The following is a 21152-nucleotide window of genomic DNA, read 5'->3' as shown; positions in this document are numbered from 1 at the left end:
GGATGAAAAAAAGTAAGTCCCTGTGTTAGAGATAGTCGAGTACGAAACATCAGCCCTCGGCGCACCCGTGCCGTCGGGCTCTCTCCCCCTTGCCCTCTTTCACCCCTTTGTGGAGTCACCATGGCCACCCTGCTGCACATCGACTCGTCCGTACTCCCGGCCGAGGCCTCGGTCTCGCGCGCCGTGACGGAGGCCTTCCGCGCCCATTGGCAGGAGCAGCACCCCGAGGGCACCGTCGTCCACCGCGACCTCGCGATGCGGCCCGTCCCGCACATCAGCGCCGCATCGCACACCGCCGGCTTCGCCGACCCCGCGTCCCACACGCCGGAGCAGGCCGCGGCCTTCGCCGAGCGCGTCCGGCTGATCGAGGAGCTGGAGCAGGCCGACGCGGTGCTGATCGGCGCCCCGATGTACAACTTCACGATCCCCTCGACCCTGAAGGCCTGGCTGGACAACGTGATCCTCATGGGCCGCACCGCGGGCGAGACCCGGTCCGCCGAGGGCACCCCGGTGACCGTCGTCGCCAGCCGGGGCGGCGCATACGGTCCGGGCACCCCGCGCGAGGGACTCGACTACGTGCAGAACTACCTCACGGCCGTCCTCTCCGACGGCCTCGGCCTGGACGTCGACTTCATCGTCCCGGAGCTGACCATGGCCCCGCAGAACCCGGCGATGTCCGAGCTGGTCCCGCTGTACGAGGCCTCGCGCGACCGCGCCCTCCAGGAGGCCGCCACGAAGGCCAAGCAGCTCGCGGAGCGCCTCGCGGCCTGACCGGTCCGTCCCGGTCGTCCGGGTGCCGCCCACCGGTGCGCGGCACCCGGACCGCATCGCACGTCACGGTCCTCGGTGCGCGAAGACCGTGCTGGCGAGCGCGACATGGGCGGCGGTGCCGGCCAGGATGCTCAGCGGGGCGTTGCGGCGCCGCAGGTGCACACCGACGGTGACGGCCAGGGCCGCCGCCGGCGACAGCCCGGCGGTGCGGGTGAGTGGCGTGTCGCGCAGGCAGTACACGACGAGGATCACCATGATCCCGGCGGGTATCCGGGTGCTCAGGTACTGCACGGTCGGGCTCGCGCGCAGCGGTCCGACCACGGCGAAGGGCAGGACGCGCAACGCCCAGGTGACGGCGGCGGAGACGAGGACCGCGACGACGAGGCAGGTCGTGTCAGGCATGGCCCGGGCTTTCTCGGGTGGCCAGGCGGCGGATCAGGAGCCCGGCGGTGAACAGGGCGAAGGCGGCGGGCAGCAGGCCGCCCGGGAAGAGCAGCCGGGCGGTGAGCGCGCTCAGCAGGGCGAGCGGCAGCGTGGGCAGATCGCCGCGCCGGTCGCGGACGGCATCGAGCGCGAGTACGGCGAACAGGGCCGTGAGCGCGAAGTCCAGGCCGGTGACACCCTCCGGGATCAGCGAGCCGAGCAGCGCCCCGGCGGTGGAGCCGCCGGCCCAGTACAGATGCAGGAGGAGCCGCAACCAGCGGATGCGCCGCCCGGACCAGGAGCGGGCCTGCTCCCCGGCGGTCAGCGCACAGGCCTCGTCACACAACGCGAAGGTGCCGTACGCCTTGCCGGGCGGGCCCTCGACCCGGTGCAGTGGGAAGGACAGCGCGGAGAAGACGTGCCGGACGTTCACGAGGAACGCCGAGACGGCGACCGAGGCCAGCGGCAGGGCCGCGGTGGCCATGCCGATCAGCGGGAACTCGAAGGACCCGCCGTAGATCAGCGCGCTGGACAGGCTCGCCCACCACCAGTCGACCCCCGCGTGGACGACGAGCACGCCGGAGGCGACACCGAGCGGGACGAAGCCCAGTCCCACGGAGGCCGGGTCCCCGAGGGCGGCCCGCGCCTCGGAGGGCGTCCGGGACGGCACGGGGGGCGCGGCCGGCGCGGGACCACCGGCGACGGCAGGAGGTATGTGCGTGGAGTTCGAGGAGATCGTCGCGGGCTACGACGAGGTCGTCGAGTTCCGCCGTATGTACGGCCGCCCCGACTATTTCGTCCGCGTGGCCGTCGCCGACCATGCCGCGTACAAGGCCTTCCTGGTGGACAAGCTCGGCGGGCTGCCCTGTGTGCTGCGGACCGACTCCCGTCTGACCATGAAGACGATCAAGACCGGCCCATGAGCGGGCCACCATCCAGGTGTACGGTGCAGCCATCTGCGCAACGCCCCGCGCACCCGGACACGCAACGCCGCACGCACCCGGACACCTTGAGAAGAGGCACCCGTTGGCCGCCAGCTACTTCGAGCGCATCGACCGGCATCGCTACAAGCCCACCCCGCACGCGAGCGGCGCGTGGGACACCGCCGAGCAGCACTTCAGCCCGCTGGCCGGACTCGTGGTGCACGCGATCGACCAGTACCGCGCCGAGCGCCCGCCGACCGGGCTGCTGCTGTCCCGGATCAGCTTCGACATCCTGGGGCGCCTCGCCCTGGACGAGTGCGAGATCCAGGTGGAGTCGATCCGGCCGGGACGCACCATCGAGCTGCTCGAAGCGGTCGTCAGCATCGCGGACCGACCGGTGGTCCGGGCCCGTGCCTGGCTGCTCACCGAGGTGGACACGCGTGCCGTGGCCGGCGGTCCGGTGGACCGCCTTCCCCCGCCGGACGGGCTCACCGGCCACTCGCTGGGCTCGCTCTGGCCCGGCGGCCACTGCGCCTCCGTCGAGGTCCGGCCGGCCGGCCCCGCGCAGCCCGGCCGCGCCGCGGCCTGGATCACCACGGCCCTCGACCTCGTCGCCGGCGAGCCGTCCAGCCCCCTCGCGACCTATGTCGCGCTGATCGACACGGCCAACGGCATCGCCGTGCTCCGGCCGGCGGCCGAGTGGATGTTCCCCAACCTCGACCTGACGATCCATCTGCACCGGCAGCCGGCCGGCCGCTGGGCGGGCCTGGACACCACGGTCGCCTTCGGACCCACCGGCCAGGGCCTCACCAGCAGTGTCCTGCATGACATCGACGGCCCGGTCGGGCAGGCCCAGCAGACCCTCACGGTGCGCCCGCTGCCCGGGGGCAACGCTTAGCCTGCTGCCCTGCGCGTTAGCGTGCTGTCATGCGTGTCGACTACTCACCCGAGTCCATGACGACCGGGGCGTTCTACCGTCTGCTCACCTCCGTCGTCGTCCCCCGGCCGATCGCCTGGGTCTCCACCCTCGCGCCGGACGGCGAGACGGCGAACCTGGCCCCGCACTCGTTCTTCACCGTGGCCTGCACCGATCCGCCCGTCGTCCAGTTCACGTCGGTGGGCCGCAAGGACTCGCTGCGCAATGTCGAGGAGAGCGGCGAGTTCGTCGTCAACTTCGCGCCGGAGCCGCTCTTCGCCCAGATCAACGCGACCGCGACCGACTTCCCGCGCGAACAGGGCGAGTTCGACGCCGTGGGCATCGAGCGGGAGCCGTCGCTGCGGGTGCGTCCGCCGCGGGTGGCGGCGTCTCCGGTCGCCCTGGAGTGCACGCTGCACTCGACGCTGCGCCTCGGTGATTCGACGGTGGTGTTCGGCCGCGTCGTGCACGCCGTCGTCACCGAGGACGTGCTGGTGGACGGCCGCCCCGACATCGGGCGGCTACGGCCGCTGTCCCGGCTCGGCGGAAACGAGTGGGGCACGGTCGGCGAGGTCCACGAGCTGGCCCGGGTGCCGTACCGGGACCACACCGCCGGCTGAGGCCCCCCTCGTGGTCACGGTGCTCGTCCCGGTGCCGCTGATCCCAGTCCACGTCGCCCAGCGGCTGCCGGCGGACACGGCGACGTCGAGCCGGGTGTGACACCCTGTGCGGCGAAGGACGGACAGTCGGCCGGCCGGACCGGGGGGACGGATGAGCACAGGGGATGCCGCAGCCCCGGCGCGGGCGCTGCGCGCGGCGTACGAGGCGGCCTCGGCGGTCGTCGCGGGCCTGGACGACGAGGAGTCGTGGCTGCCCACCGGCTGCACCGGCTGGGCGGTCCGCGATCTCGTCTTCCACTGTGTGCAGGACGCCCAGCGCGGCCTGGTGGCGCTGCACACGCCGTCGTCCGAGCCGGTGGACCGGGACGCGGTGACGTACTGGCAGGACTGGCGGCCGAACACCACCGGGGCGGCGAACGGCCGGCGCTGGGTGCGGGTGAACGGCAGTATGTTCCTCGACTTCGGACAGTTGCGGGGCCTGTATCTGGAGACGCTGGCCGCGGCCGTGCACGCGGCCGAGGCGACCGACCCCGCCCTGCGCGTCGCCACCCAGGGCCATGTGCTGAGGGCGGGAGACCTGCTGACCACCCTCGCGGTGGAGGCGACCGTCCACCACCTGGATCTGACCGTCCGGCTCCCGCACACGCCGGGACCGGCACCCGAGGGTCTCGCCGCGGTGCGGGCCACGCTGGACGGCCTGCTCGGCCGGCCGGGCCTCCCGGAGTGGAGCGACACGCACTACGCGCACGTGGGCACCGGCCGGGCCCCGCTCACCGACACCGAACGGACCGCGCTGGGCGCGGCGGCGGACCGGTTCCCGCTGTTCGGCTGAGAGCGGCGCACCCTCCGGCTCTCCGCCTGTCGTGACACACCGTCAACAGGGGGTCCGCGAGGGCAGTTCGTTTTCTATGAACGCGCAAAAGGCCGCTCCCGCGTATTGACCGGAGCCTGGTCCAGACCAATCATGGCCTAGACCAATAGCCCCGACCGGGCTGCACGCGTGCCTGTCGTTCGCTATCCGGGAGTACCCGATGACCCGTCCGAGACCCGTACGCGCCCTGCTCGCAGGTCTGGCCACCCTGGCCGCCTCCGCAGGGCTCGCCCTCGGGGCCGGGGGCACCGCACACGCGGCCACCCCGTTGCCCGCACACGTCTTCGCGCCCTACTTCGAGGCCTACAACGGCGACAGCCCCGCCGCGCTCTCGCAGGCCTCCGGCGCCGCATACCTGACCATGGCCTTCCTGCAGGCCGACAAGAAGGGCTCCTGCACCCCGTACTGGAACGGCGACACCAGCACACCCGTCGCGTCCTCCGTGTTCGGCACCGACTTCACCACCATCCGCTCCCGCGGCGGCGACGTGATCCCCTCCCTCGGCGGCTACGGGGCCGACAACGCCGGCACCGAGATCGCCGACAGCTGCACGAACGTGGACTCCATCGCCGCGGCCTACGAGAAGATCATCACCACCTACGACGTCTCCCGGCTCGACATGGACGTCGAGGACAACTCCCTCACGAACACCGCCGGGATCGACCGCCGCAACCAGGCCATCAGGAAGGTCCAGGACTGGGCCGCCGCGAACGGCCGCTCGGTGCAGTTCTCGTACACCCTGCCGACCACGACGACCGGGCTCGCCGACAGCGGCCTCGCCGTGCTGCGCAGCGCGAAGAACGCGGGCGCCAAGGTGGACGTCGTCAACATCATGACGTTCGACTACTACGACGGCGCCACGCACCACATGGCCACCGACACCGAGACGGCCGCGAGCGGACTGCACAACCAGCTGGCCGGCCTGTACCCGAACCTGTCGGACACCCAGCTGTGGAACATGGTCGGTGTCACCGAGATGCCCGGCGTGGACGACTACGGCCCGGCGGAGACCTTCACCACCGCCGACGCCACGGCCGTGTACGACTGGGCGGTCTCCAAGGGCATCAACACGCTCTCCTTCTGGGCCCTCCAGCGCGACAACGGCGGCTGCCCCGGTGGCAGCGCCTCCGACACCTGCTCCGGAATCGCCCAGGACACCTGGTACTTCTCCCACAGCTTCGCGCCCTTCACCGGCGGTACGACGACCCCGCCGGCCAATGACTTCTCCGTCTCCCTGTCCCCCGCGACCGCGTCGGTCGACCCCGGTGCCGGCGCGACGGCGGCGGTGCGGACGTCGGTGACCTCCGGCAGCGCCCAGAGCGTGGATCTGGCGGTGAGCGGCGCGCCGAGCGGGGTCACCGCCTCCCTGAGCCCGTCCTCGGTCACCGCGGGCGGCACCTCCACGCTCACCGTGAAGACCGCCGCCGGCACGGCACCCGGCTCCTACCCGCTGACCGTCACCGCCGCGGCCGGCTCGACCCGGCACAGCGCCACGTTCACCCTGACCGTCAACGGCTCGGGCGGCACCACCACCCTCGCCAACGGCGACTTCGAGAGCGGCTCGCTCACGCCGTGGACCTGCGACACCGGGGCCGCTGTCGTCTCCTCCCCCGCACACGGCGGCTCGCACGCGCTGAAGACCGCGCCGTCCGCCTCCCAGACCGGCCAGTGCGCGCAGAGCCTGACCCTGAAGCCCAACACCTCCTACACCCTGAGCGGTTGGGTGCAGGGTCCGTACGCCTACCTCGGCGTCAGCGGGGGTGCGACGGCCAGTTCCTGGACCTCGTCCTCGTCGTGGTCGAAGCTCACGGTGCCGTTCACGACCGGCGCCTCCGGCACGGTCACGGTGTACGTCCACGGCTGGTACGCCCAGGGCGCGGTGTACGCCGACGACCTGAACGTCAGCTGATTCCCCCCCACTCCCCCCACCCCCCACCCCCTCGGCCCCGCCCGTGCCCACCGGGCGGGGCCTGCGGCGGCCTTCACTTCCGGAAGTGGGATCGCATCCGGTCGGAATCGGACAACTCGACTCCACCGCCCGTGAACCGCGTAGCCGCGGTTCGCGGCTCACACGGGAAACTCCGTCGGCCTGTCCGTCGCGGGGGAAGGCGGGGACGCCGGCCCCAGCCGGGTCCACTGTGCGGCGAGAAGTGCCAGGTAGTGCGGGTTGAGCAAGAGGTACCGCCGCCACAACCGACGCGGTTCCGAGCCCAGCCGCCACAGCCACTCCAGTCCGGCCCTCCGCATCCACACCGGCGGCCGGCGCAGGATCCCCGCGTGGAAGTCGAACGCGGCACCGACCGCGAGCAGTGGCATCGGCGACAGTGGACGCATGGCGTGCACGAAGAGTTCCTGGCGTGGGCAGCCGAGCCCGACCAGTACCATCCGCGCCCCGGACTCGGTGATCCGGGCAGCGATCTCCACGCCCTCGCCGGGGCGGACCGCGCGGAACTTGGACGGTTCGTGACCGGCGATCTTCAATGCGGGCAGCCTGTTGCGGAGGTTCAGCATCAGCAGATCCAGCGTCCGCTGCGTCGAGCCGTACAGGTACACCGGCATGCCCTCGCCGACGGCTGCCTGGAGGACGTGAAGTGTCAGGTCCGGGACGCACACCGGCTCGGTGAGGGCCGCGCCGTGGAGCAGGTTCAGCGCCCAGCGCACGGGCTGGCCGTCCGGCGTCACCAGGTCATGACTGGTCGCGTCGACGAGGACGCCGAGAACGTTCCTCTTCACCGGGCCGGGACCCATCTGTCCGCGTTGGTCTCGTAGATCTCGTTCATGATCAGGGGCACGTCGTACGTCACCTGCCACTCCGGGTAGTGCTGCCGGAAGCGCGCGTTGGAGCTGATCCACCAGATGTGGTCGCCGGTCCGTGGGGTGCCGAGATGCTCGACGAGCATCTCGTTGCCCGAGATCTTCTCGGCCAGCGCGATCGCTTCGAGGTTGGAGGCGTTGGAGTGCCGACCACCGCCCAGGTTGTACACGTCGCCGCTGCGGGGGTCGCGGAAGAACGCCTCGAACGCGGCGACCACGTCACGGCTGTGGACGGCGTCCCGCACCTGCTTCCCCTTGTATCCGAAGAGTTTGTACGTCCGCCGCTCCATGGCACAACGCATCACGTAGGCGAGAAAGCCGTGCAGTTCCGTGGCGGAGTGACCCGGGCCGGTGAGAGTGCCCCCGCGGAAGCAGGCCGTCCTGAGTCCGAAGTGGCGGCCGTATTCCTGGACCAGGATGTCAGCGGCCACCTTCGAGGCGCCGAAGACCGAGTGCAGACAGGCGTCGATGGACATGTCCTCGGTGATGCCGGCCGCGTAGCGGTGATCGGGAGTGATCTCCCAGCGCGTCTCCTGCTCCACCATCGGCAGGGCGTTGGGGCGGTCGCCGTAGACCTTGTTGGTGGAGCAGTGGATCAGAGGGGCGTCGACGCACTGCTCGCGGACGCTCTGCAGGACGTTGAGCGTGCCCACGGCGTTGATGTCGAAGTCCGCGTACGGATCGCGTGCCGCCCAGTCATGGGACGGCTGTGCCGCGGCGTGGATCACGACGGCGATGTCCCGGCCGTAGTGGCGGAAGACGGCCGACAGTGAGTCCCGGTCGCGGATATCCGCGTCGTGGTGCACGTAACTCTTGCCGAGCTCCGCCGACAGGCGATCGACGTTCCACGCGGTCGACGCCTCCGGGTCCGAAGAACCGCGAACGCATGTCGTTGTCGATGCCGACGACGACAAGACCCAGGCCCGCGAAGTGCCGTACTGCCTGAGAGCCGATCAACCCGGCCGAACCCGTCACTACCGCCACGCTCATGCCGCCGCCTCCTGAGGAGATCCGCCATAGGTGTTCTGTTCCGGGTTCCGCCGGAACCGGGCCCGCTGTGATCGCTCACCGGCCAGCAGGACTCCGGTTGCCCAGAAGACCGGGTGGGCGCCGTGCTGCTTCTCGTGGTGCTCGCCCCTTTGTTCGCCGCTGTGGCGATCGCCGTACGACTGGATTCGCCAGGAACGATCCTGCACCGCCAGACCCGCGTCGGGCAGGACGGCCGCCACTCCAGTCTGGCGAAGTTCCGCACCATGGTCGCCGACGCCGAGCAGCTGAAGCACCAGCTCGCCGGCACCAACGAGCACGACGGGCTGATGTTCAAGATCCGCCGCGACCCCCGGATCACGCGCGTGGGCCGAGTTCTGCGCCGCTTCTCGCTGGACGAGCTTCCCCAGCTGCTCAATGTGCTCCAGGGGCACATGTCCCTGGTCGGTCCCAGGCCCCCGCTGGCCGACGAGGTGGCGAAGTACAACGAGGTGGAGCTGCGGCGCCTGAGCGTCAAGCCGGGGCTCACCGGTCCGTGGCAGGTCCGCGGGCGCTCCGACCTGTCCTGGGACGAGACCATCACGCTGGACCTGCGCTACGTCGACAACTGGTCCCCCTCCGTCGACTTCGGCATCCTGCGACGGACGGTGCGGGCCGTCGTCGAGGGCCACGGCGCCTACTGATCGGAATGCGTCGGCCGCCAGTGAGCGGCCGATGAAACGGGCTTGTCAACACGCCTTTTGAGCTCCATACGGGACAGCATCCCGGGCAGCAGCCCGCGTTCACGCGCGACCCGCATGCCGTGCAGCCCGGCCCCGTACCGCACACAGCCCAGCATCAGCACACCCGCGGCCGACCACTGGGCCGCGAGGACCAACGCCACCGGGCACCGGCCCTCCAACGCCTGCTGGACGGCCCACAGAGCGAGCCAGATCAGGGCCGTGAGAGCGGCGGCCTGCGCGTACGCTTGCGCGACCAGCCGCCGCGAGGCCGGGAAGAGCCTGTCGAGCCATGCGTAGAACAGGACCTGTTTCACCAGACAGCTCACCAGTACCGCCACCATCAACCCATGCACGCCGCAGCGCAGAAGCAGGGCGACGGAGGTGCCGGCGATCAGAACGATCAGCTGCACCAGATGGATGACCACCTTGCCCCCCCACCGCGCCCAGGGCCTCGACGAGCGTGCCCGAAACTGCGCCACCAGACCGACCGCGCTGACCAGGTCGAGGATCGGTACCAGTGCGGCGCTGCCACCCCACTGACCGCCGAGCAGCAGGGTCACCAACTGCTTGCCGCTCGCGCCGATCACCGCCCGCAGAGGAACGAGGATCAGTGTGGTCAGGGAAGCGCAGTCCGCGTGGGAGGCACCGAGCCGGCTGTTGTCATGCTGGATGCGGCTGTAGGCGGGAAGGAGAACCTTGCTCGCCGCCTGCTGGATCTGCAGCAGCGGTCACGCATGGCCCGTACATCGAACAGCGGCCGCAGTGAGTGCCGGACCAGGAGATAGGGCAGAAGAGCCTGCAACCCGTACCACCCGAGCGTGCCGTAGACGAGGCTCCACACGCCGGCACCGAGGAGCCCGGAGACGATTCCGGTGACGCAATAGCCGACGACGAAAGAGGAGAAGTCGGTGACGGCGACGGCCCGGTACCGCATGCCGCGGCTCAGCAGTCCACCGGCGGGGGCACCCAGGGCCATGAACACCAGCATCAGCGCAGTCGTCCGGATCAGGCCCGTCAATTCGGCCGGACTGTGGACGAGTTCGGTGGCGTACGGCGCGATGAACCAGATCGCCGCGAAGGAGCAGGTGCCGACGGTCAGGGCCGGAGCGAAGACCACCCGCACATCGCGGTCGGTGAGCGAGACGCGTTGTACCACCGCGGAGCGCAGACCGCCCTGGGCGAAATTGTGGGCGAAACGCAGAATCAGGTGGGCCAGCGCCATCCAGCCCGAAGTCCTCGGGGGTGAGCAGCCGGGCCATCGCCGCCGCGTAGGGAATCTGGACAGCGATGCCGACCGCCCTGGCGAGATAGGTCCAGCGCACGCCTCTGACTGTGGCTGAGGTCAGCTGCGTCATGACCAGGACCTTCTCACGGTGTGGTCCCGGGGTACGTGCGACGCGCGAGGCGCCCCGTTCACGCCTGAGAGTGAATGACCTGCACATGGAGATGAGGGTTCGCACCCGCGGCCGACTCCCGCAGGAGTGGCTTCTCCCCCCGCTTGACCGAGTTCCTGTCTCCTTCCGGGGTGCCACCAAACAGTGCACTGCTCAAGTTGCGCACACGAAGCGAATGAGGCATGTACTCATATCCTTTTCATAGCTTTGAACGAATATTCCGACTCGTGCGTTTCTGGAGAGAGCCATGCGTGTTGTTGTGACAGGTGGCGGTGGTTTCCTTGGCTCACACCTCTGTGAAGCGTTGCTGCGACGTGGAGACGCCGTCGTGTGCCTGGACAACTTCAGCACCGGCCGGCCGGCGAACATCGCACACTTGCGGAAACATCCCGCCTTCGAACTCGTCCACGCCGATGTGAGCGTGACCGCGGACGTTCCCGGCCGGATCGATGCCGTGGCCCATCTCGCAAGTCCCGCGTCACCGCCGGACTATCTGCGGATGCCTCTCGAAACGCTCGCCGTGGGAAGCCGAGGGACCGAGAACGCTCTGGAGCTGGCCCGGTTCAACAACGCCCGGTTTCTGCTTGCCTCGACGAGTGAGGTGTACGGCGACCCGCTGGTCCACCCTCAGGACGAGGGGTACTGGGGAAACGTCAATCCGCTCGGACCGCGCAGCGTGTACGACGAGGCGAAGCGATACGCCGAGGCCGTCACGATGGCCTGCCGACGCAGTCTGGCCGTCGACGTGGGAATCGTCCGGATCTTCAACACGTACGGTCCGCGCATGCGCAGGCACGACGGCCGGGTCGTCTCCAGCTTCATCGCCCAGGCGCTGGGCGGCGAGCCCCTGACCATCTACGGTGACGGCAGGCAGACCCGCAGTTTCTGCTATGTGGACGATCTCGTCCGTGGCCTGATGGCGATGCTGGACTCCTCCGAGACAGGGCCGGTCAATCTCGGCAATCCAGAGGAGTGGACCGTGTCCGACCTCGCCGAACTCGTCCGCGACATCACGGGGTCGGACTCAGAGATCCAGTACCACCCGCTCCCCACGGACGACCCGGTCCGCCGCCGTCCGGTCATCACCCGTGCCCGTGAACACCTCGGCTGGTACCCGGAAGTGCCGGTCGCGGACGGGGTACGCCGGACCGTGGACTGGTTCAGAAGCCGGCCGTACGAGGATGTCACCGAGGGCAACGTCCCGCATCCGCACGGCGGCAGTCCGCTCCTGACCGCCGCGGATTCCGCGGTCTGAGAGGAAGCCCATGCCCCGTCGCACCACTGTGTTGGTGACCGGTGGCGCCGGTTTCATCGGCAGCCACACCTGCGTCGAACTCCTCGACCACGGCTATGACGTGGTAGTCGTCGACAATTACTCCAACAGCTCGCCCGGCGCACTGGAACGCGTCGCGAAGATCGCCGAGCGCCCGCCGGCGGCCGTTCACGAGATCGACGTGCTCGACCGGCACGCGCTCTCCTGGGTGTTCGACCAGCACGACATCGACGCCGTGATCCACTTCGCCGCGAAGAAGGCCGTCGGGGAGTCCGTGGAACTGCCCGTCGAGTACTACGACACCAACGTCGGCGGTACCACGGCGCTGCTGCGCGCCATGCATGACCACGGCGTCCACCGTCTGGTGTTCTCCTCGTCCTGCTCGATCTACGGCAACGCCACCAAGGTGCCACTCGCGGAAGAGGACCCGGCAGGACCCACCAACCCGTATGCCAGGTCGAAGTGGCTCTGTGAACGGTTGCTCGCCGACATCTGCCGTCACCTGGACGGGCTTTGCGTCCTCGCACTGCGCTATTTCAACCCCGTCGGCGCGCACCCCAGTGGGCTGCTCGGAGAAGTGCCCCGGGGAGTTCCCAACAACGTGATGCCGTATCTCGCCCGGGTCGCCGCCGGTCGGCTCCCCAGGCTCAGCGTCTTCGGGGACGACTATCCGACCTCCGACGGCACCGGCGTCCGCGACTACATCCATGTGATGGACGTTGCCGCAGGGCACCGCGTCGCGCTGGAACACCTCGACGAGGAGACCGGCATGCGGGTCTTCAACCTCGGTACGGGGCAGGGCACATCGGTCCTCCAGCTCGTCGCCGCCTTCGAGCGCGCCTGCGGTGTGCCGATCCCGTACGAGATCATCGGCCGCCGCCCCGGCGACGTCGCGGCGCTCATCGCGGACCCGGGCGCCGTGGCCCGGGCCTGGGCATGGACCACGACGAGAGATCTCACCGCGATGTGCGAGGACGCATGGCGGTTCCAGGAACTCAATCCCTCCGGCTACCCGAACTGACACAGCATGGGGTGAGCAAGATGCGAGTGACCGTCATCGGAACGGGCTACCTCGGCGCCGTGCACGCCGCGTGCATGGCGGACATCGGGCACGAGGTGCTCGGTGTCGACATCGACGTCGAGAAGATCACGGCCCTCGGCGAAGGCCGGGTCCCCATCCACGAGCCAGGACTGCAGGAAATTCTGGGCAGAACCGTCGCCTCCGGGAGGCTGCGCTTCTCCACCTCCCTCAGCGAGGCCGCGGAGTTCGGCGATGTGCACTTCGTGTGTGTGAGCACGCCGCAGCGTCGCGACGGGCTGTCCTGCGATCTGCGGGCGGTCGACGCCGTCGTCGACGGACTGGCACCCCGACTGCGCGGCCGCTGCCTGATCGTGGGCAAGTCCACGGTGCCCGCGGGAACGACGGCCCGGCTGGCCGCGCGTGTCCAGGAGCTCGCTCCGGAAGGGACGAACGTCGAGGTCGCCTGGAACCCGGAGTTCCTCAGGGAGGGCTACGCGGTGCAGGACACGCTCCGCCCGGAGCGGCTGGTGGTCGGCGTCATGTCGCAGCGGGCCGACCAGATCCTGCGCGAGGTGTACGCACCGATGCTGAGCGACGGCGTGCCGTACATCAGCACGGACCCGGCGACAGCCGAGCTGGTCAAAGGCGCGGCGAACTCGTTCCTCGCCACGAAGATCTCGTTCATCAACGCCATGGCGGAGGTCTGCGATGCCACGGGTGCCGATGTCACCACCCTGGCCGACGCCCTCGGGTACGACAGCCGAATCGGCCGGCGGTTCCTCTCCGCGGGCCTCGGCTTCGGAGGCGGGTGCCTGCCCAAGGACATCAGAGCGTTCACAGCCCGCGCTGACGAACTCGGCGTCGGCGGCGCGGTGTCGTTTCTCCATGAGATCGACGAGATCAACTCGCGGCAGCGACAGCGCACTGTCGACATCGCCCGGGACATGGTGGGCGGAGGGTTCGTCGGCCGCCGCATCGCCGTTCTCGGGGCCACGTTCAAGCCGGACAGCGACGATGTCCGCGACTCGCCCGCGCTGGCCGTCGCCGGTGCGATCCACCGGGAGGGCGCGGACGTACGGCTCCACGACCCTGAGGGGATGGACAACGCCCGGGCCGTTCTGCCCATGCTCGATTACGTCCACGATGTGAAGAAGGCATGTCTGGGCGTCGATCTCATCCTTCATCTGACCGAGTGGGCCGACTACCGTCGCATCGATCCGGCCGCGCTCGCCGTTGTGACACCCGCACGGAAGATCCTCGACGCGCGCAACGCCCTCGACGCGTCGCTGTGGCGGTCGGCCGGCTGGACCCTGCGGGCGCTCGGCCGGCCGACAGCGCCCGCGCTGCCGAGCCAGCAGGCGGCCGTCGACCAGGTGACATCTGTCGATCTGGGCTGCGGCCCGGGGTAGCGTCAGCTCTCGGTGTCATCTCTCCGCGTCATTTCTCGGTGTCATCTCTCGGTGGACAGGATGGCGTGATAGAGCCTTTCGGTGATTTCCGCTTTTGCCATGTATGTGTGCTTCCGCGCCCACGACAGTGCCTCGTTCCATGCAGTGCCGGGTCTGCTGCTCCTTGAGCACACCGCTGAGGGCCCAGGCGATGCGCTGAGGCAGATCCGCGGGGCTGCCGAGCGGCACCGAGACCGCCCCGCCCGGTGCCGAGAAATCACTGATGCCGTGGTGGCCGAGATGAACGACGGGAAGACCTCTGGCCCACGCTTCCAGAGTCTGTGTACTGGAGGAATCCCGCAGACGTGTCATCAGAAAGGCATCAGCGTCGTCGCAGGCTTGGAAAACCTGCGCCCGGGGCAGCAGACCACGGAATTCGACGGATTCACCCACACCGAGGCGGCGGGCGAGTCGTTCCAGAGGCTGTCGCAGAGGCCCGTCACCGAGGATCACGAGGCGGGCGTCCGGGAATTCCACCCGGAGATGCGCGATCGCGCGCACCGCGAGTTCAGGGGTTTTACGGGGATGCAGCCTGCCGACCCACAGAACGGTGGGCGGGCGGTCCGGGCGAGCCGGCCGAGTCTCCGCCGGCTCTCGGATCAGAGACTCCTGGATGCCGTCGGCCAGCATCAGATGGGTGGTGGTACGGCTCAGGCGCCGAGCAAGCCGCTCGGTGTCCCGGTTGGTGGTGAGGACCACCGCGGCCTTGCGCAGCGCCCTGCGGCATGACGGCCGACGGCTGAGGCAGCGCACCCACACGAGAGTCCGCAGCGCCTCCTGCCAATAGGCGGTGCCCATGAAACGCCGGTGACTGCGCGGGGCGGTCTGGCCACCGCCGACGGGACCGAACACCAGGGGAGGGCCCGGGCGACGCAACGCGCTGCCGCCCTGCAGGGATCCGTAGGAGACGTGGTGTACGAGGTCGGCGCGGCCGAGGCCCCGCCCGCGGGCGTAGGCCAGGGCCTCGCGCTGCCAGCCGTCGTAGCTCTTGACCTCTTTGGCCATGTCGCTCAGGCAGCCGGGCAGCAGCCCGGTCCACGAAGGGGCCCGCGGAAGGGGGACGACATGCACTCTGATGCGTTCGCCGAGCGCCCCCAGCTCCGCCACTCGCTGCTTGATGTTCCGCTCGTTGTCGTACTCGGGGTGGGTCAGGACGTCCACGGTGTGCCCGCGCTTCGCCAGCGACTCGGCCCAGCCCCACCCGATGGCCGGTTCACTCCCGCGCGTCGGATCGCAGGCGAAGGAGACCAACACGATATGCAGTTTGCGTGATGCCGTACCGGATTCGGATCCGACCTCGTTCACGATTGTCCTACTCATAAAACCCCTGCTCCATCAGACATGCCGTCCCGCCGTCAGGCATATTGCTGCCGGGCCGGGTGTAATTCAGTGGTGAAACGTCTTGGCTCGCTGCGTTTCCGGGGGGCTTTTCCCTCGATCGGCTCATGGATATCCGCATCCCGTACGACCATGCTGTCGTGGCTGCCAGACGCATGGAGTGTCTGCACCTATTCTGGGCTGGCTATTCTCTGTCGAATTTCCAAAAGGTGACATCTCCAGTTCTCTGAGGGGTACACGTTGGACCTTCGTGGATATCTCAAAGTGCTGGCCAGGCGCTGGCCGACCATCCTGATCTGTCTGATGCTCGGTGTCGTCGCGGCCGAGGCGGCGATTGCCGTGAGCACACCGGTCTATGCGGCCCGTACCCAGCTCTTCGTCGCCACCCGGTCCGGTGCACACCGCTGAACTGAACCAGGGGCAGTCCTTCTCCCAGGCCCGTGTCAGTCGTATGCGGCGATCGTGGCTACTCGACAGGTCACCGAGCCCGTCGTGCGCGAACTGTGGCTCAAGGACACGCCGGAACAGCTCGCGTCCCGGATCACCGCCGAGGCCCCACTCAACACCGTGCTCATCGACATCACGGTGCGCGACGGGATTCCGTCACGTGCGGCGCGCATCGCCGACGCCGTGGCGAAGCACTTCGCCGCCGTGGTCGAGCGCTTGGAGACACCGAAGACGAACCGCGCCCCGCGCGAGGGCGCTTCCGCATCCGAGTCCCCGGCGTCGCCTGTTTCGCTCGGCGTGACCGAGCCGGCGAGCGTCCCGACGCATCCGGTCTCCCCGAAGCGGCTGCTCGACCTCGCTGCCGGGCTGGTCGGCGGATCGCTGCTCGCCGCCGGACTCGTGGCGCTGCGCGAGGCCCTCGACACCACGATCAAGACGAGTGACGCCCTCGGAGAGCTGACCTCGTTGCCGGTCCTCGGCTCCATCCCCTACGACAGGGGGGCGGCCCAGCAGAGGGTCGCGATGAACACCCTCAGCAGCTCCGCGCGTGCCGAAGCCTTCCGTAAACTGCGCGCCAACCTGCAGTTCGCGCAGGTCGACGACCGGCCGCGGGTGATCGTCGTGACCAGCCCGGTGACCGGGGAAGGAAAGACCACCACCTCCGTCAACCTGGCACTCGCGCTTGCCGACGCGGGTATGCGAACCTGTCTGATCGACGCCGACCTGCGCCGCCCGTCCGTCGCCGGTACCTTCGGGCTGGTCGAGGGGGCCGGGCTGACCACGGTGCTCATCGGCCAGGCCGGCGTCGAGGACGTGGCGCAGCAGGCCGGCGGCAGGCTGACGGTGCTCACCAGTGGTCCACTGCCGCCCCATCCGACCGAACTGCTCGCCTGCGGCCGGATGGCCGAGTTGTTGCGCGAACTCGCCGACACCTACGACGTGGTCGCCGTGGACAGCGCTCCGGTACTGCCGGTCGCCGACACCGTCAGCCTCGCCCCGCTCGCCGACGGAGTACTGCTCGTCGTACGGGCCTCCAAGACCGGCCGGGAGCAGATCCGCAACGCGGCCGATTCGCTGAGCCGGATCGGCGTACGCGTCCTGGGCGCCGTCTTCAGCATGTCCCCTGCCTTCAAGGGCAAGGAGTACGGCTACGGCTACGCTTCGGCCGAGGTGCCCGTGCCCCGTCCGCCGGCCCAGGGCGAGGGGCCGACCGCGGCGGCCCCGCTGTCTCCCACCGGTGAGAAATGAGCCGCCCCGCCGACAGCCGCCCTGTCGTCATCCACGAGGTGAGGGCCCGGTGACCGCCTTCGAGGTGCTGTTCGTCTGCACCGGCAACCGGCACCGTTCACCGGTCGCGGAACGGCTCCTGGCCGCCGCGCTTCCCGAGCCCGATTTCCATGTCCGCAGCGCGGGCACCGAGGCCCGGCCGGCTCCGCTGGACGCCGTGACGCGCGCGATCATCGCCGAACTGGGCGCGGAGGCAGGGGACTTCACCGCACGGCGCCTGCGCGCCGGCCATGTGGAGCGGGCCGACCTGGTGCTGGGCCTGGAGCGGTGTCACCGGGACGCCGCGGTGCGGTTGCCGTGGTGTCCGCGGCGTTGTCGGCGCTGAGTTCGGTGCCGTCGGGCAGCCGGGCGGGCCCGGTGGCGCGGAGCAGCATGCCGAGGGCGGAGGGGTCGATGGCCATCGCACCGTCGAGGCGCTGACCGCTGTGGCTCCGCCAGTCCGCGGACCAGATGCGGGCCGCGTCCGGAAAGCGCGGGCTCATGTTGGAGTTGGCCCAGAGGCTTTGGGGTCCGTTGTTCCCGTACTGGGCTGTGAACTCGGCTCCGAGGTCGATGTCCGCGTGGCTGCCGACCATCTCGATCCGGTCGGCCGTGAACGCGCCGACGTGCCCGGGGCGCGTCCGGCGGGCGACCGGGGCGCCCGAGAGGGGAAGACGGACGGGCCTCGGGCAGCGTCATGAGTTGCTGCGACGACGCACGATCAGAATCGTGCCGGCACCCGCTGCGATCAGAGCCGCGGCTGCACTACTCAGGATCACTTCTTTCGTGTGGTCGGCACCGGTGTGCGCGAGGTGCTGGTCGTCGATGTCGCAGACGTGGTCGTGGTCGTCGCAGCCGTCGTCGCAGCCGTCCTTGTCCGGTCCGTGCCCGTCTTGTCCGTACTCGTCGCAGTCGTTGTCACCGTGGTGGCGCGGCGGCTTCGGCGGGTAGGGAGGGTATGGCGTGTGGGTCGGATGCGGGGGGTAGGGGTGGTTGCCGTCGGCGTGGGCGGTCGCCGCACCTGCCAGCGGTGCGGTGAAGAGCGCAGCGGCCGCGGCTGCCGATGCCGCTACAGATCGCCATCTAGGCGATGTCGTCATCTTTTCCACTCTCCTCGACTTGGGGACGCCTGAACTCGGTCAGGGCAGCTCCAGCACCTGGATAATGGAATAAATAGGAATTTGATGACATAAATAGCATGACCCTCCGTACAAGCCACCGGATGGTGTAGCGCAAACGGAACGCCGACAGCGGGGGGCTAGGAGTGCTTTCCGCCGCCCTGGCCGCTCGCTCGGCCCTTGTCGGCTGCCTTGTCCGTGCCCCCGCTCTTGCTGTCGGACGTGCCGTTGCCGGTGCCTGCGGCGCCTTTGCCGGACTTGCCCGTGCCGGCGGACTTGCCTGGAGCGGCCGTCGCCCGCCGCAGTTGCTCCGAGCAGTACGCGGCGACCTCGTCCTCGCCGCCGGCCGCCGCGACGAGCCGCTGCCAGGCTTTCGCGTCGAGTGTCCTGCCGTGGCCCTGGACCTGCTTGTAGGCGCGGCAGTGGGCTTCGGTGTCCCGGGCGGGGGCCGGCCTCCCCGTCGGCCGGGAGCCACCGGAGGACGTTGACGTGGCCGCATCGCCCGGCCGGTCCGGAGCGGCCGCCGACGGGCGCGCGGCCCCCTGGTCGCCCCCTGTCCGATCCGAACGCGAGCTGACGGAATCGATGGCCGCGACGGCGACACCGCCCAGGGCGAGGCTGGCGACCACCACGCCGAACGTTGTCTTCACCGGGCGTCGGGCACGCCGCTCCTCGGGCACCCGCCAGTCGTCCCGGCGCCGGGTACGTGCTCGGTGCGGGTTCGCGGCGCGGGCGGCCCGGAAGGCGGCCACGGCCCGCCGTTCGGCCTGGGGATCGAGATCGGCTTGGCGTATGGCGGCGGCCAGGGCCGTTTCCAGGGTGGCGACGTCACGCACGTCCCACGAGTCGGACACGGCGCCGCCAGGCTGCGCATGATGACGGCCCGGTACTCCGTCGCCGCTCAGCCGTTCACCCATGTCTGCCCTGCCCGCCGGACCGCTGTTGTCGTTCATCTCGATTTCCCCAGCGTGCGGGAATCCTCATCCGTCACATCTGTCATTCCCTCGTCCACCTCGCTACCGATCCCGAGCTGGCGAGCGAGGCGTTTCAGGCCCCGATGGCCAGCCGTGCGTACCGCTCCCGGGCGCTTGTCGAGGACACGTGCGGCGGCGGGACCGTCCAGGCCGATCACGACCCGCAGGAGCACGGCCTCTGCCTGGTCCCGGGGCAATCCGCGGACCAGTTCCAGCGCCCGCTCGGTGGAGAGGGACTCCAGCGCCTGTTCATGGGTGCTGTGCGGACCAGGCAGGTCCAGTACATCCTGTTCGGTCCCTCCGGCCCGGGGCCGCACACGCTGGCGACGCAGATGGTCCAGCGCCCGGTGCCGGGCGATGGTCGCGGTCCAGCCGCGAAAACCCGCGCCGTCGCCCTGGAAACGCCCGAAGTCGCGGGCTATCTCCAGCCACGCGTCGGACGCCACGTCCTCTGCGTCGTCGCCGACGATGCCGCGCAGGTAGCCGAGCAGGCCCGGTTGGACGATCCGGTAGGCGACCGTGAAGGCGGCCTCGTCGCCGTCCTGGGCCCGCGCGACCGCCGCGCCCAGTTCCCCGTCGCGCGCCTGCACACGACGGGGCTGCCGTACCTGGCCCAAGATTTTCCTCGTTCGCACCGGTTCATTCTTCGCACCGGTTCATTGCGAGTCCTTGCCGTCCGCCGCGCTCCGATCGCACCGACGGCCCATGATGGCCAGCGTCCGCCGCCACAGAAATGTCACAACGCACCCTCAGGCCTGCCCGTTCTCGCAGGTCTCCCGGCGCCTGCCGGTGGATCGGCTGCACGTACGTCGGGGCGTGACCGGCATTGGGGCATGAGTGACGACGGCCGAGTGCGGAGACACGGTGGTGAAGTGACTGTCCGTGGCGTGAGTTGTGTGTGAGGTGTAACAGTTCCGGCCGCCGCGCTCTGTTCAGACAGGCGACCACATCGGCCGTCCAGGACAGGGGACACGACTCGTGCAGTGGACGAACGGAAGCGGCGGAGCGTACGGCGAGGAGCCGTACGACGGTGCTGGGTACGCCTTTGCTTACGGCCACGAGAGCAGCGGCACCTTCACAGAGACGGCCACGCCGACCAGGGCCCCGGCGCAACACACGCAGTGGACGCAGCCGCACCCGACGGCGTGGGACACCGCCCACGGTGACGTCCTCACCGTGCCGTACCCCGAGGCCGACACCCAGCCCATCCCTTTCGCGCCGGAGTCGGCACCGGCACCCTGGTCGGTATCAGGGTCGGTATCGGGGTCGGGGTCGCAGACGGCGGAGAGCGAGCCGGCGCGGCCGGTCTTCGTGGATGTCTCGGGGCGACGCCGGCGCCGTGTGCTGCGTGCCGCCCGGCTGCTGGTGATCCCCGCCGGCGGCTATGTCGCCCTGCTGGTCAGCACCGTGCTGGGCGGCACCGGCATCAGCGCCCCGTTCGTCCCGCAGCCGGACTCCGCGCACCGGGCGCCGCCCCGCGTGACCGCCTCCGACTCCCCACCCGCCCCCGGCCACTCAGCGGGGCGTGCGGGCTCCGCCGCAGGGCACGCCGACTCCCGCCCCACGGCGCAGCGGACCTCCCCGCCCGTCCGGCCGACAGCCTCGACCGCCCCCGCGACCACCGCACCGCCCACCAGGGCCACTTCCCCGACGGCCACCGCCAGTCCGACCCCGACCTCCTCCTCCCGGGGGCGTGCCCTTGGGACGTCCCACAAGCCCGTGAAGTGACCCAAGGCCCTGACGTGACCGACCGCCGCCGCACCGCTCCGCCACAGCCGTACCCGCCACATCACCCCCCGCACCCACTGGCTGCTGATGAGTGTGCT

The 21152-nt window shown here is 69.9% G+C and carries 23 protein-coding genes and 2 pseudogenes; 14 read left to right on the top strand and 11 right to left on the bottom strand.

The window, feature by feature from the left end:
- The first annotated feature begins 120 nt into the window (after positions 1 to 120).
- Positions 121 to 771: an FMN-dependent NADH-azoreductase gene (locus IE277_RS27480; protein ID WP_189956397.1), complete on the top strand. Its 651-nt coding sequence runs from the start codon at positions 121 to 123 to the stop codon at positions 769 to 771.
- Positions 772 to 834: 63 nt separating this feature from the next.
- Here IE277_RS27480 and IE277_RS27475 read toward each other — a convergent pair whose 3' ends face one another.
- Together IE277_RS27475 and IE277_RS27470 are read right to left on the bottom strand one after the other, a co-directional pair.
- Positions 835 to 1173 (bottom strand): branched-chain amino acid transporter permease, encoded by a 339-nt coding sequence (locus IE277_RS27475; RefSeq protein ID WP_189956396.1) that lies wholly within the window; start codon positions 1171 to 1173, stop codon positions 835 to 837.
- Positions 1166 to 1864, bottom strand: a complete 699-nt coding sequence (locus IE277_RS27470; protein ID WP_229881996.1) for an AzlC family ABC transporter permease — start codon at positions 1862 to 1864, stop codon at positions 1166 to 1168. The genes IE277_RS27475 and IE277_RS27470 overlap by 8 nt, the downstream gene beginning before the upstream one ends.
- 49 nt (positions 1865 to 1913) lie before the next feature.
- Between IE277_RS27470 and IE277_RS27465 the strand changes: the two genes are divergently transcribed.
- From IE277_RS27465 to IE277_RS27445, 5 genes are all read left to right on the top strand, one after another.
- Positions 1914 to 2117, top strand: coding sequence for an Lrp/AsnC ligand binding domain-containing protein (locus IE277_RS27465; RefSeq protein ID WP_229881995.1), 204 nt, complete (start codon positions 1914 to 1916; stop codon positions 2115 to 2117).
- A 103-nt stretch (positions 2118 to 2220) separates the two neighbouring features.
- Positions 2221 to 3015 carry a thioesterase family protein gene (locus tag IE277_RS27460; RefSeq protein ID WP_189956394.1) on the top strand — a complete coding sequence of 265 codons (795 nt, stop codon included), beginning with the start codon at positions 2221 to 2223 and terminating at the stop codon, positions 3013 to 3015.
- Positions 3016 to 3044: 29 nt separating this feature from the next.
- Positions 3045 to 3653 (top strand): flavin reductase family protein, encoded by a 609-nt coding sequence (locus IE277_RS27455; RefSeq protein ID WP_189956393.1) that lies wholly within the window; start codon positions 3045 to 3047, stop codon positions 3651 to 3653.
- Between the two features lie 151 nt (positions 3654 to 3804).
- Entirely contained in the window at positions 3805 to 4485 is a 681-nt protein-coding gene (locus IE277_RS49265) for a maleylpyruvate isomerase N-terminal domain-containing protein (RefSeq protein WP_189956392.1), read from the top strand.
- Positions 4486 to 4684: 199 nt separating this feature from the next.
- On the top strand, positions 4685 to 6433 hold the full coding sequence (locus IE277_RS27445) for a carbohydrate binding domain-containing protein (protein WP_189956391.1): 1749 nt from the start codon (positions 4685 to 4687) through the stop codon (positions 6431 to 6433).
- 158 nt (positions 6434 to 6591) lie between these two features.
- Here IE277_RS27445 and IE277_RS27440 read toward each other — a convergent pair whose 3' ends face one another.
- Complete coding sequence (locus IE277_RS27440; RefSeq protein ID WP_229881994.1) at positions 6592 to 7257, bottom strand: WecB/TagA/CpsF family glycosyltransferase; 666 nt, start codon at positions 7255 to 7257, stop codon at positions 6592 to 6594.
- Positions 7254 to 8252 (bottom strand): NAD-dependent epimerase/dehydratase family protein, encoded by a 999-nt coding sequence (locus tag IE277_RS27435; protein ID WP_268252658.1) that lies wholly within the window; start codon positions 8250 to 8252, stop codon positions 7254 to 7256. The genes IE277_RS27440 and IE277_RS27435 overlap by 4 nt, the downstream gene beginning before the upstream one ends.
- Before the next feature lie 183 nt (positions 8253 to 8435).
- Here IE277_RS27435 and IE277_RS27430 point away from each other — a divergent pair.
- Positions 8436 to 9008 (top strand): annotated as a pseudogene (locus IE277_RS27430) (sugar transferase); the annotation flags it as partial.
- Here the strand turns inward: IE277_RS27430 and IE277_RS27425 are convergent.
- Positions 9002 to 9718, bottom strand: a complete 717-nt coding sequence (locus IE277_RS27425; RefSeq protein WP_229882008.1) for an MATE family efflux transporter — start codon at positions 9716 to 9718, stop codon at positions 9002 to 9004. The pseudogene IE277_RS27430 and the gene IE277_RS27425 sit on opposite strands and share 7 nt — an antisense overlap.
- The gene (locus IE277_RS27420; RefSeq protein WP_189956387.1) at positions 9664 to 10269 is read right to left on the bottom strand and encodes an oligosaccharide flippase family protein; all 606 of its coding nucleotides are present in this window, start codon (positions 10267 to 10269) and stop codon (positions 9664 to 9666) included. The genes IE277_RS27425 and IE277_RS27420 overlap by 55 nt, the downstream gene beginning before the upstream one ends.
- A gap of 419 nt (positions 10270 to 10688) precedes the next feature.
- Here IE277_RS27420 and IE277_RS27415 point away from each other — a divergent pair, with 419 nt between their 5' ends.
- Genes IE277_RS27415 through IE277_RS27405 form a run of 3 tightly spaced genes read left to right on the top strand, consistent with a single transcriptional unit; the run spans position 10689 to position 14144 of the window.
- Entirely contained in the window at positions 10689 to 11696 is a 1008-nt protein-coding gene (locus tag IE277_RS27415) for a UDP-glucuronic acid decarboxylase family protein (protein ID WP_189956386.1), read from the top strand.
- Between the two features lie 10 nt (positions 11697 to 11706).
- On the top strand, positions 11707 to 12735 hold the full coding sequence (gene galE, locus IE277_RS27410; protein ID WP_189956385.1) for a UDP-glucose 4-epimerase GalE: 1029 nt from the start codon (positions 11707 to 11709) through the stop codon (positions 12733 to 12735).
- A gap of 20 nt (positions 12736 to 12755) precedes the next feature.
- Positions 12756 to 14144 carry a UDP-glucose dehydrogenase family protein gene (locus tag IE277_RS27405; protein WP_189956511.1) on the top strand — a complete coding sequence of 463 codons (1389 nt, stop codon included), beginning with the start codon at positions 12756 to 12758 and terminating at the stop codon, positions 14142 to 14144.
- A gap of 15 nt (positions 14145 to 14159) precedes the next feature.
- Here the strand turns inward: IE277_RS27405 and IE277_RS27400 are convergent, their stop codons facing one another.
- On the bottom strand, positions 14160 to 15437 hold the full coding sequence (locus tag IE277_RS27400; RefSeq protein WP_189956384.1) for a glycosyltransferase: 1278 nt from the start codon (positions 15435 to 15437) through the stop codon (positions 14160 to 14162).
- 324 nt (positions 15438 to 15761) lie between these two features.
- On the opposite strand from IE277_RS27400, the gene IE277_RS27395 reads away from it, so the two are divergent.
- Genes IE277_RS27395 through IE277_RS47490 form a run of 3 tightly spaced genes read left to right on the top strand, consistent with a single transcriptional unit; the run spans position 15762 to position 17580 of the window.
- Entirely contained in the window at positions 15762 to 15929 is a 168-nt protein-coding gene (locus IE277_RS27395) for a Wzz/FepE/Etk N-terminal domain-containing protein (RefSeq protein ID WP_189956383.1), read from the top strand.
- A gap of 54 nt (positions 15930 to 15983) precedes the next feature.
- Positions 15984 to 17216: a tyrosine-protein kinase domain-containing protein gene (locus IE277_RS27390; RefSeq protein ID WP_189956382.1), complete on the top strand. Its 1233-nt coding sequence runs from the start codon at positions 15984 to 15986 to the stop codon at positions 17214 to 17216.
- Positions 17217 to 17265: 49 nt separating this feature from the next.
- Positions 17266 to 17580, top strand: a complete 315-nt coding sequence (locus IE277_RS47490) for an arsenate-mycothiol transferase ArsC (RefSeq protein WP_229881992.1) — start codon at positions 17266 to 17268, stop codon at positions 17578 to 17580.
- 31 nt (positions 17581 to 17611) lie between these two features.
- Here IE277_RS47490 and IE277_RS47485 read toward each other — a convergent pair.
- From IE277_RS47485 to IE277_RS27370, 4 genes and pseudogenes are all read right to left on the bottom strand, one after another.
- Positions 17612 to 17830 (bottom strand): annotated as a pseudogene (locus tag IE277_RS47485) (DUF4012 domain-containing protein); the annotation flags it as partial.
- A gap of 99 nt (positions 17831 to 17929) precedes the next feature.
- Entirely contained in the window at positions 17930 to 18343 is a 414-nt protein-coding gene (locus IE277_RS27380; protein ID WP_189956380.1) for a hypothetical protein, read from the bottom strand.
- Between the two features lie 149 nt (positions 18344 to 18492).
- Complete coding sequence (locus IE277_RS27375) at positions 18493 to 19305, bottom strand: dynein light intermediate chain family protein (protein ID WP_229881991.1); 813 nt, start codon at positions 19303 to 19305, stop codon at positions 18493 to 18495.
- A complete protein-coding gene (locus IE277_RS27370; RefSeq protein ID WP_189956379.1) occupies positions 19302 to 19943 on the bottom strand; it encodes an RNA polymerase sigma factor in 642 nt (213 codons plus the stop codon). The genes IE277_RS27375 and IE277_RS27370 overlap by 4 nt, the downstream gene beginning before the upstream one ends.
- A 361-nt stretch (positions 19944 to 20304) precedes the next feature.
- Here IE277_RS27370 and IE277_RS27365 point away from each other — a divergent pair, with 361 nt between their 5' ends.
- Positions 20305 to 21054 (top strand): hypothetical protein, encoded by a 750-nt coding sequence (locus IE277_RS27365; RefSeq protein WP_189956378.1) that lies wholly within the window; start codon positions 20305 to 20307, stop codon positions 21052 to 21054.
- The last annotated feature ends 98 nt before the right edge of the window (positions 21055 to 21152 follow it).

The organism is Streptomyces alanosinicus, assembly GCF_014650595.1.
GTDB classification, from domain to species: Bacteria; Actinomycetota; Actinomycetes; order Streptomycetales; family Streptomycetaceae; genus Streptomyces; species Streptomyces alanosinicus.
Note: the sequence above shows the minus strand (reverse complement) of the source record. Positions and strands in the feature narration are given on the sequence as shown.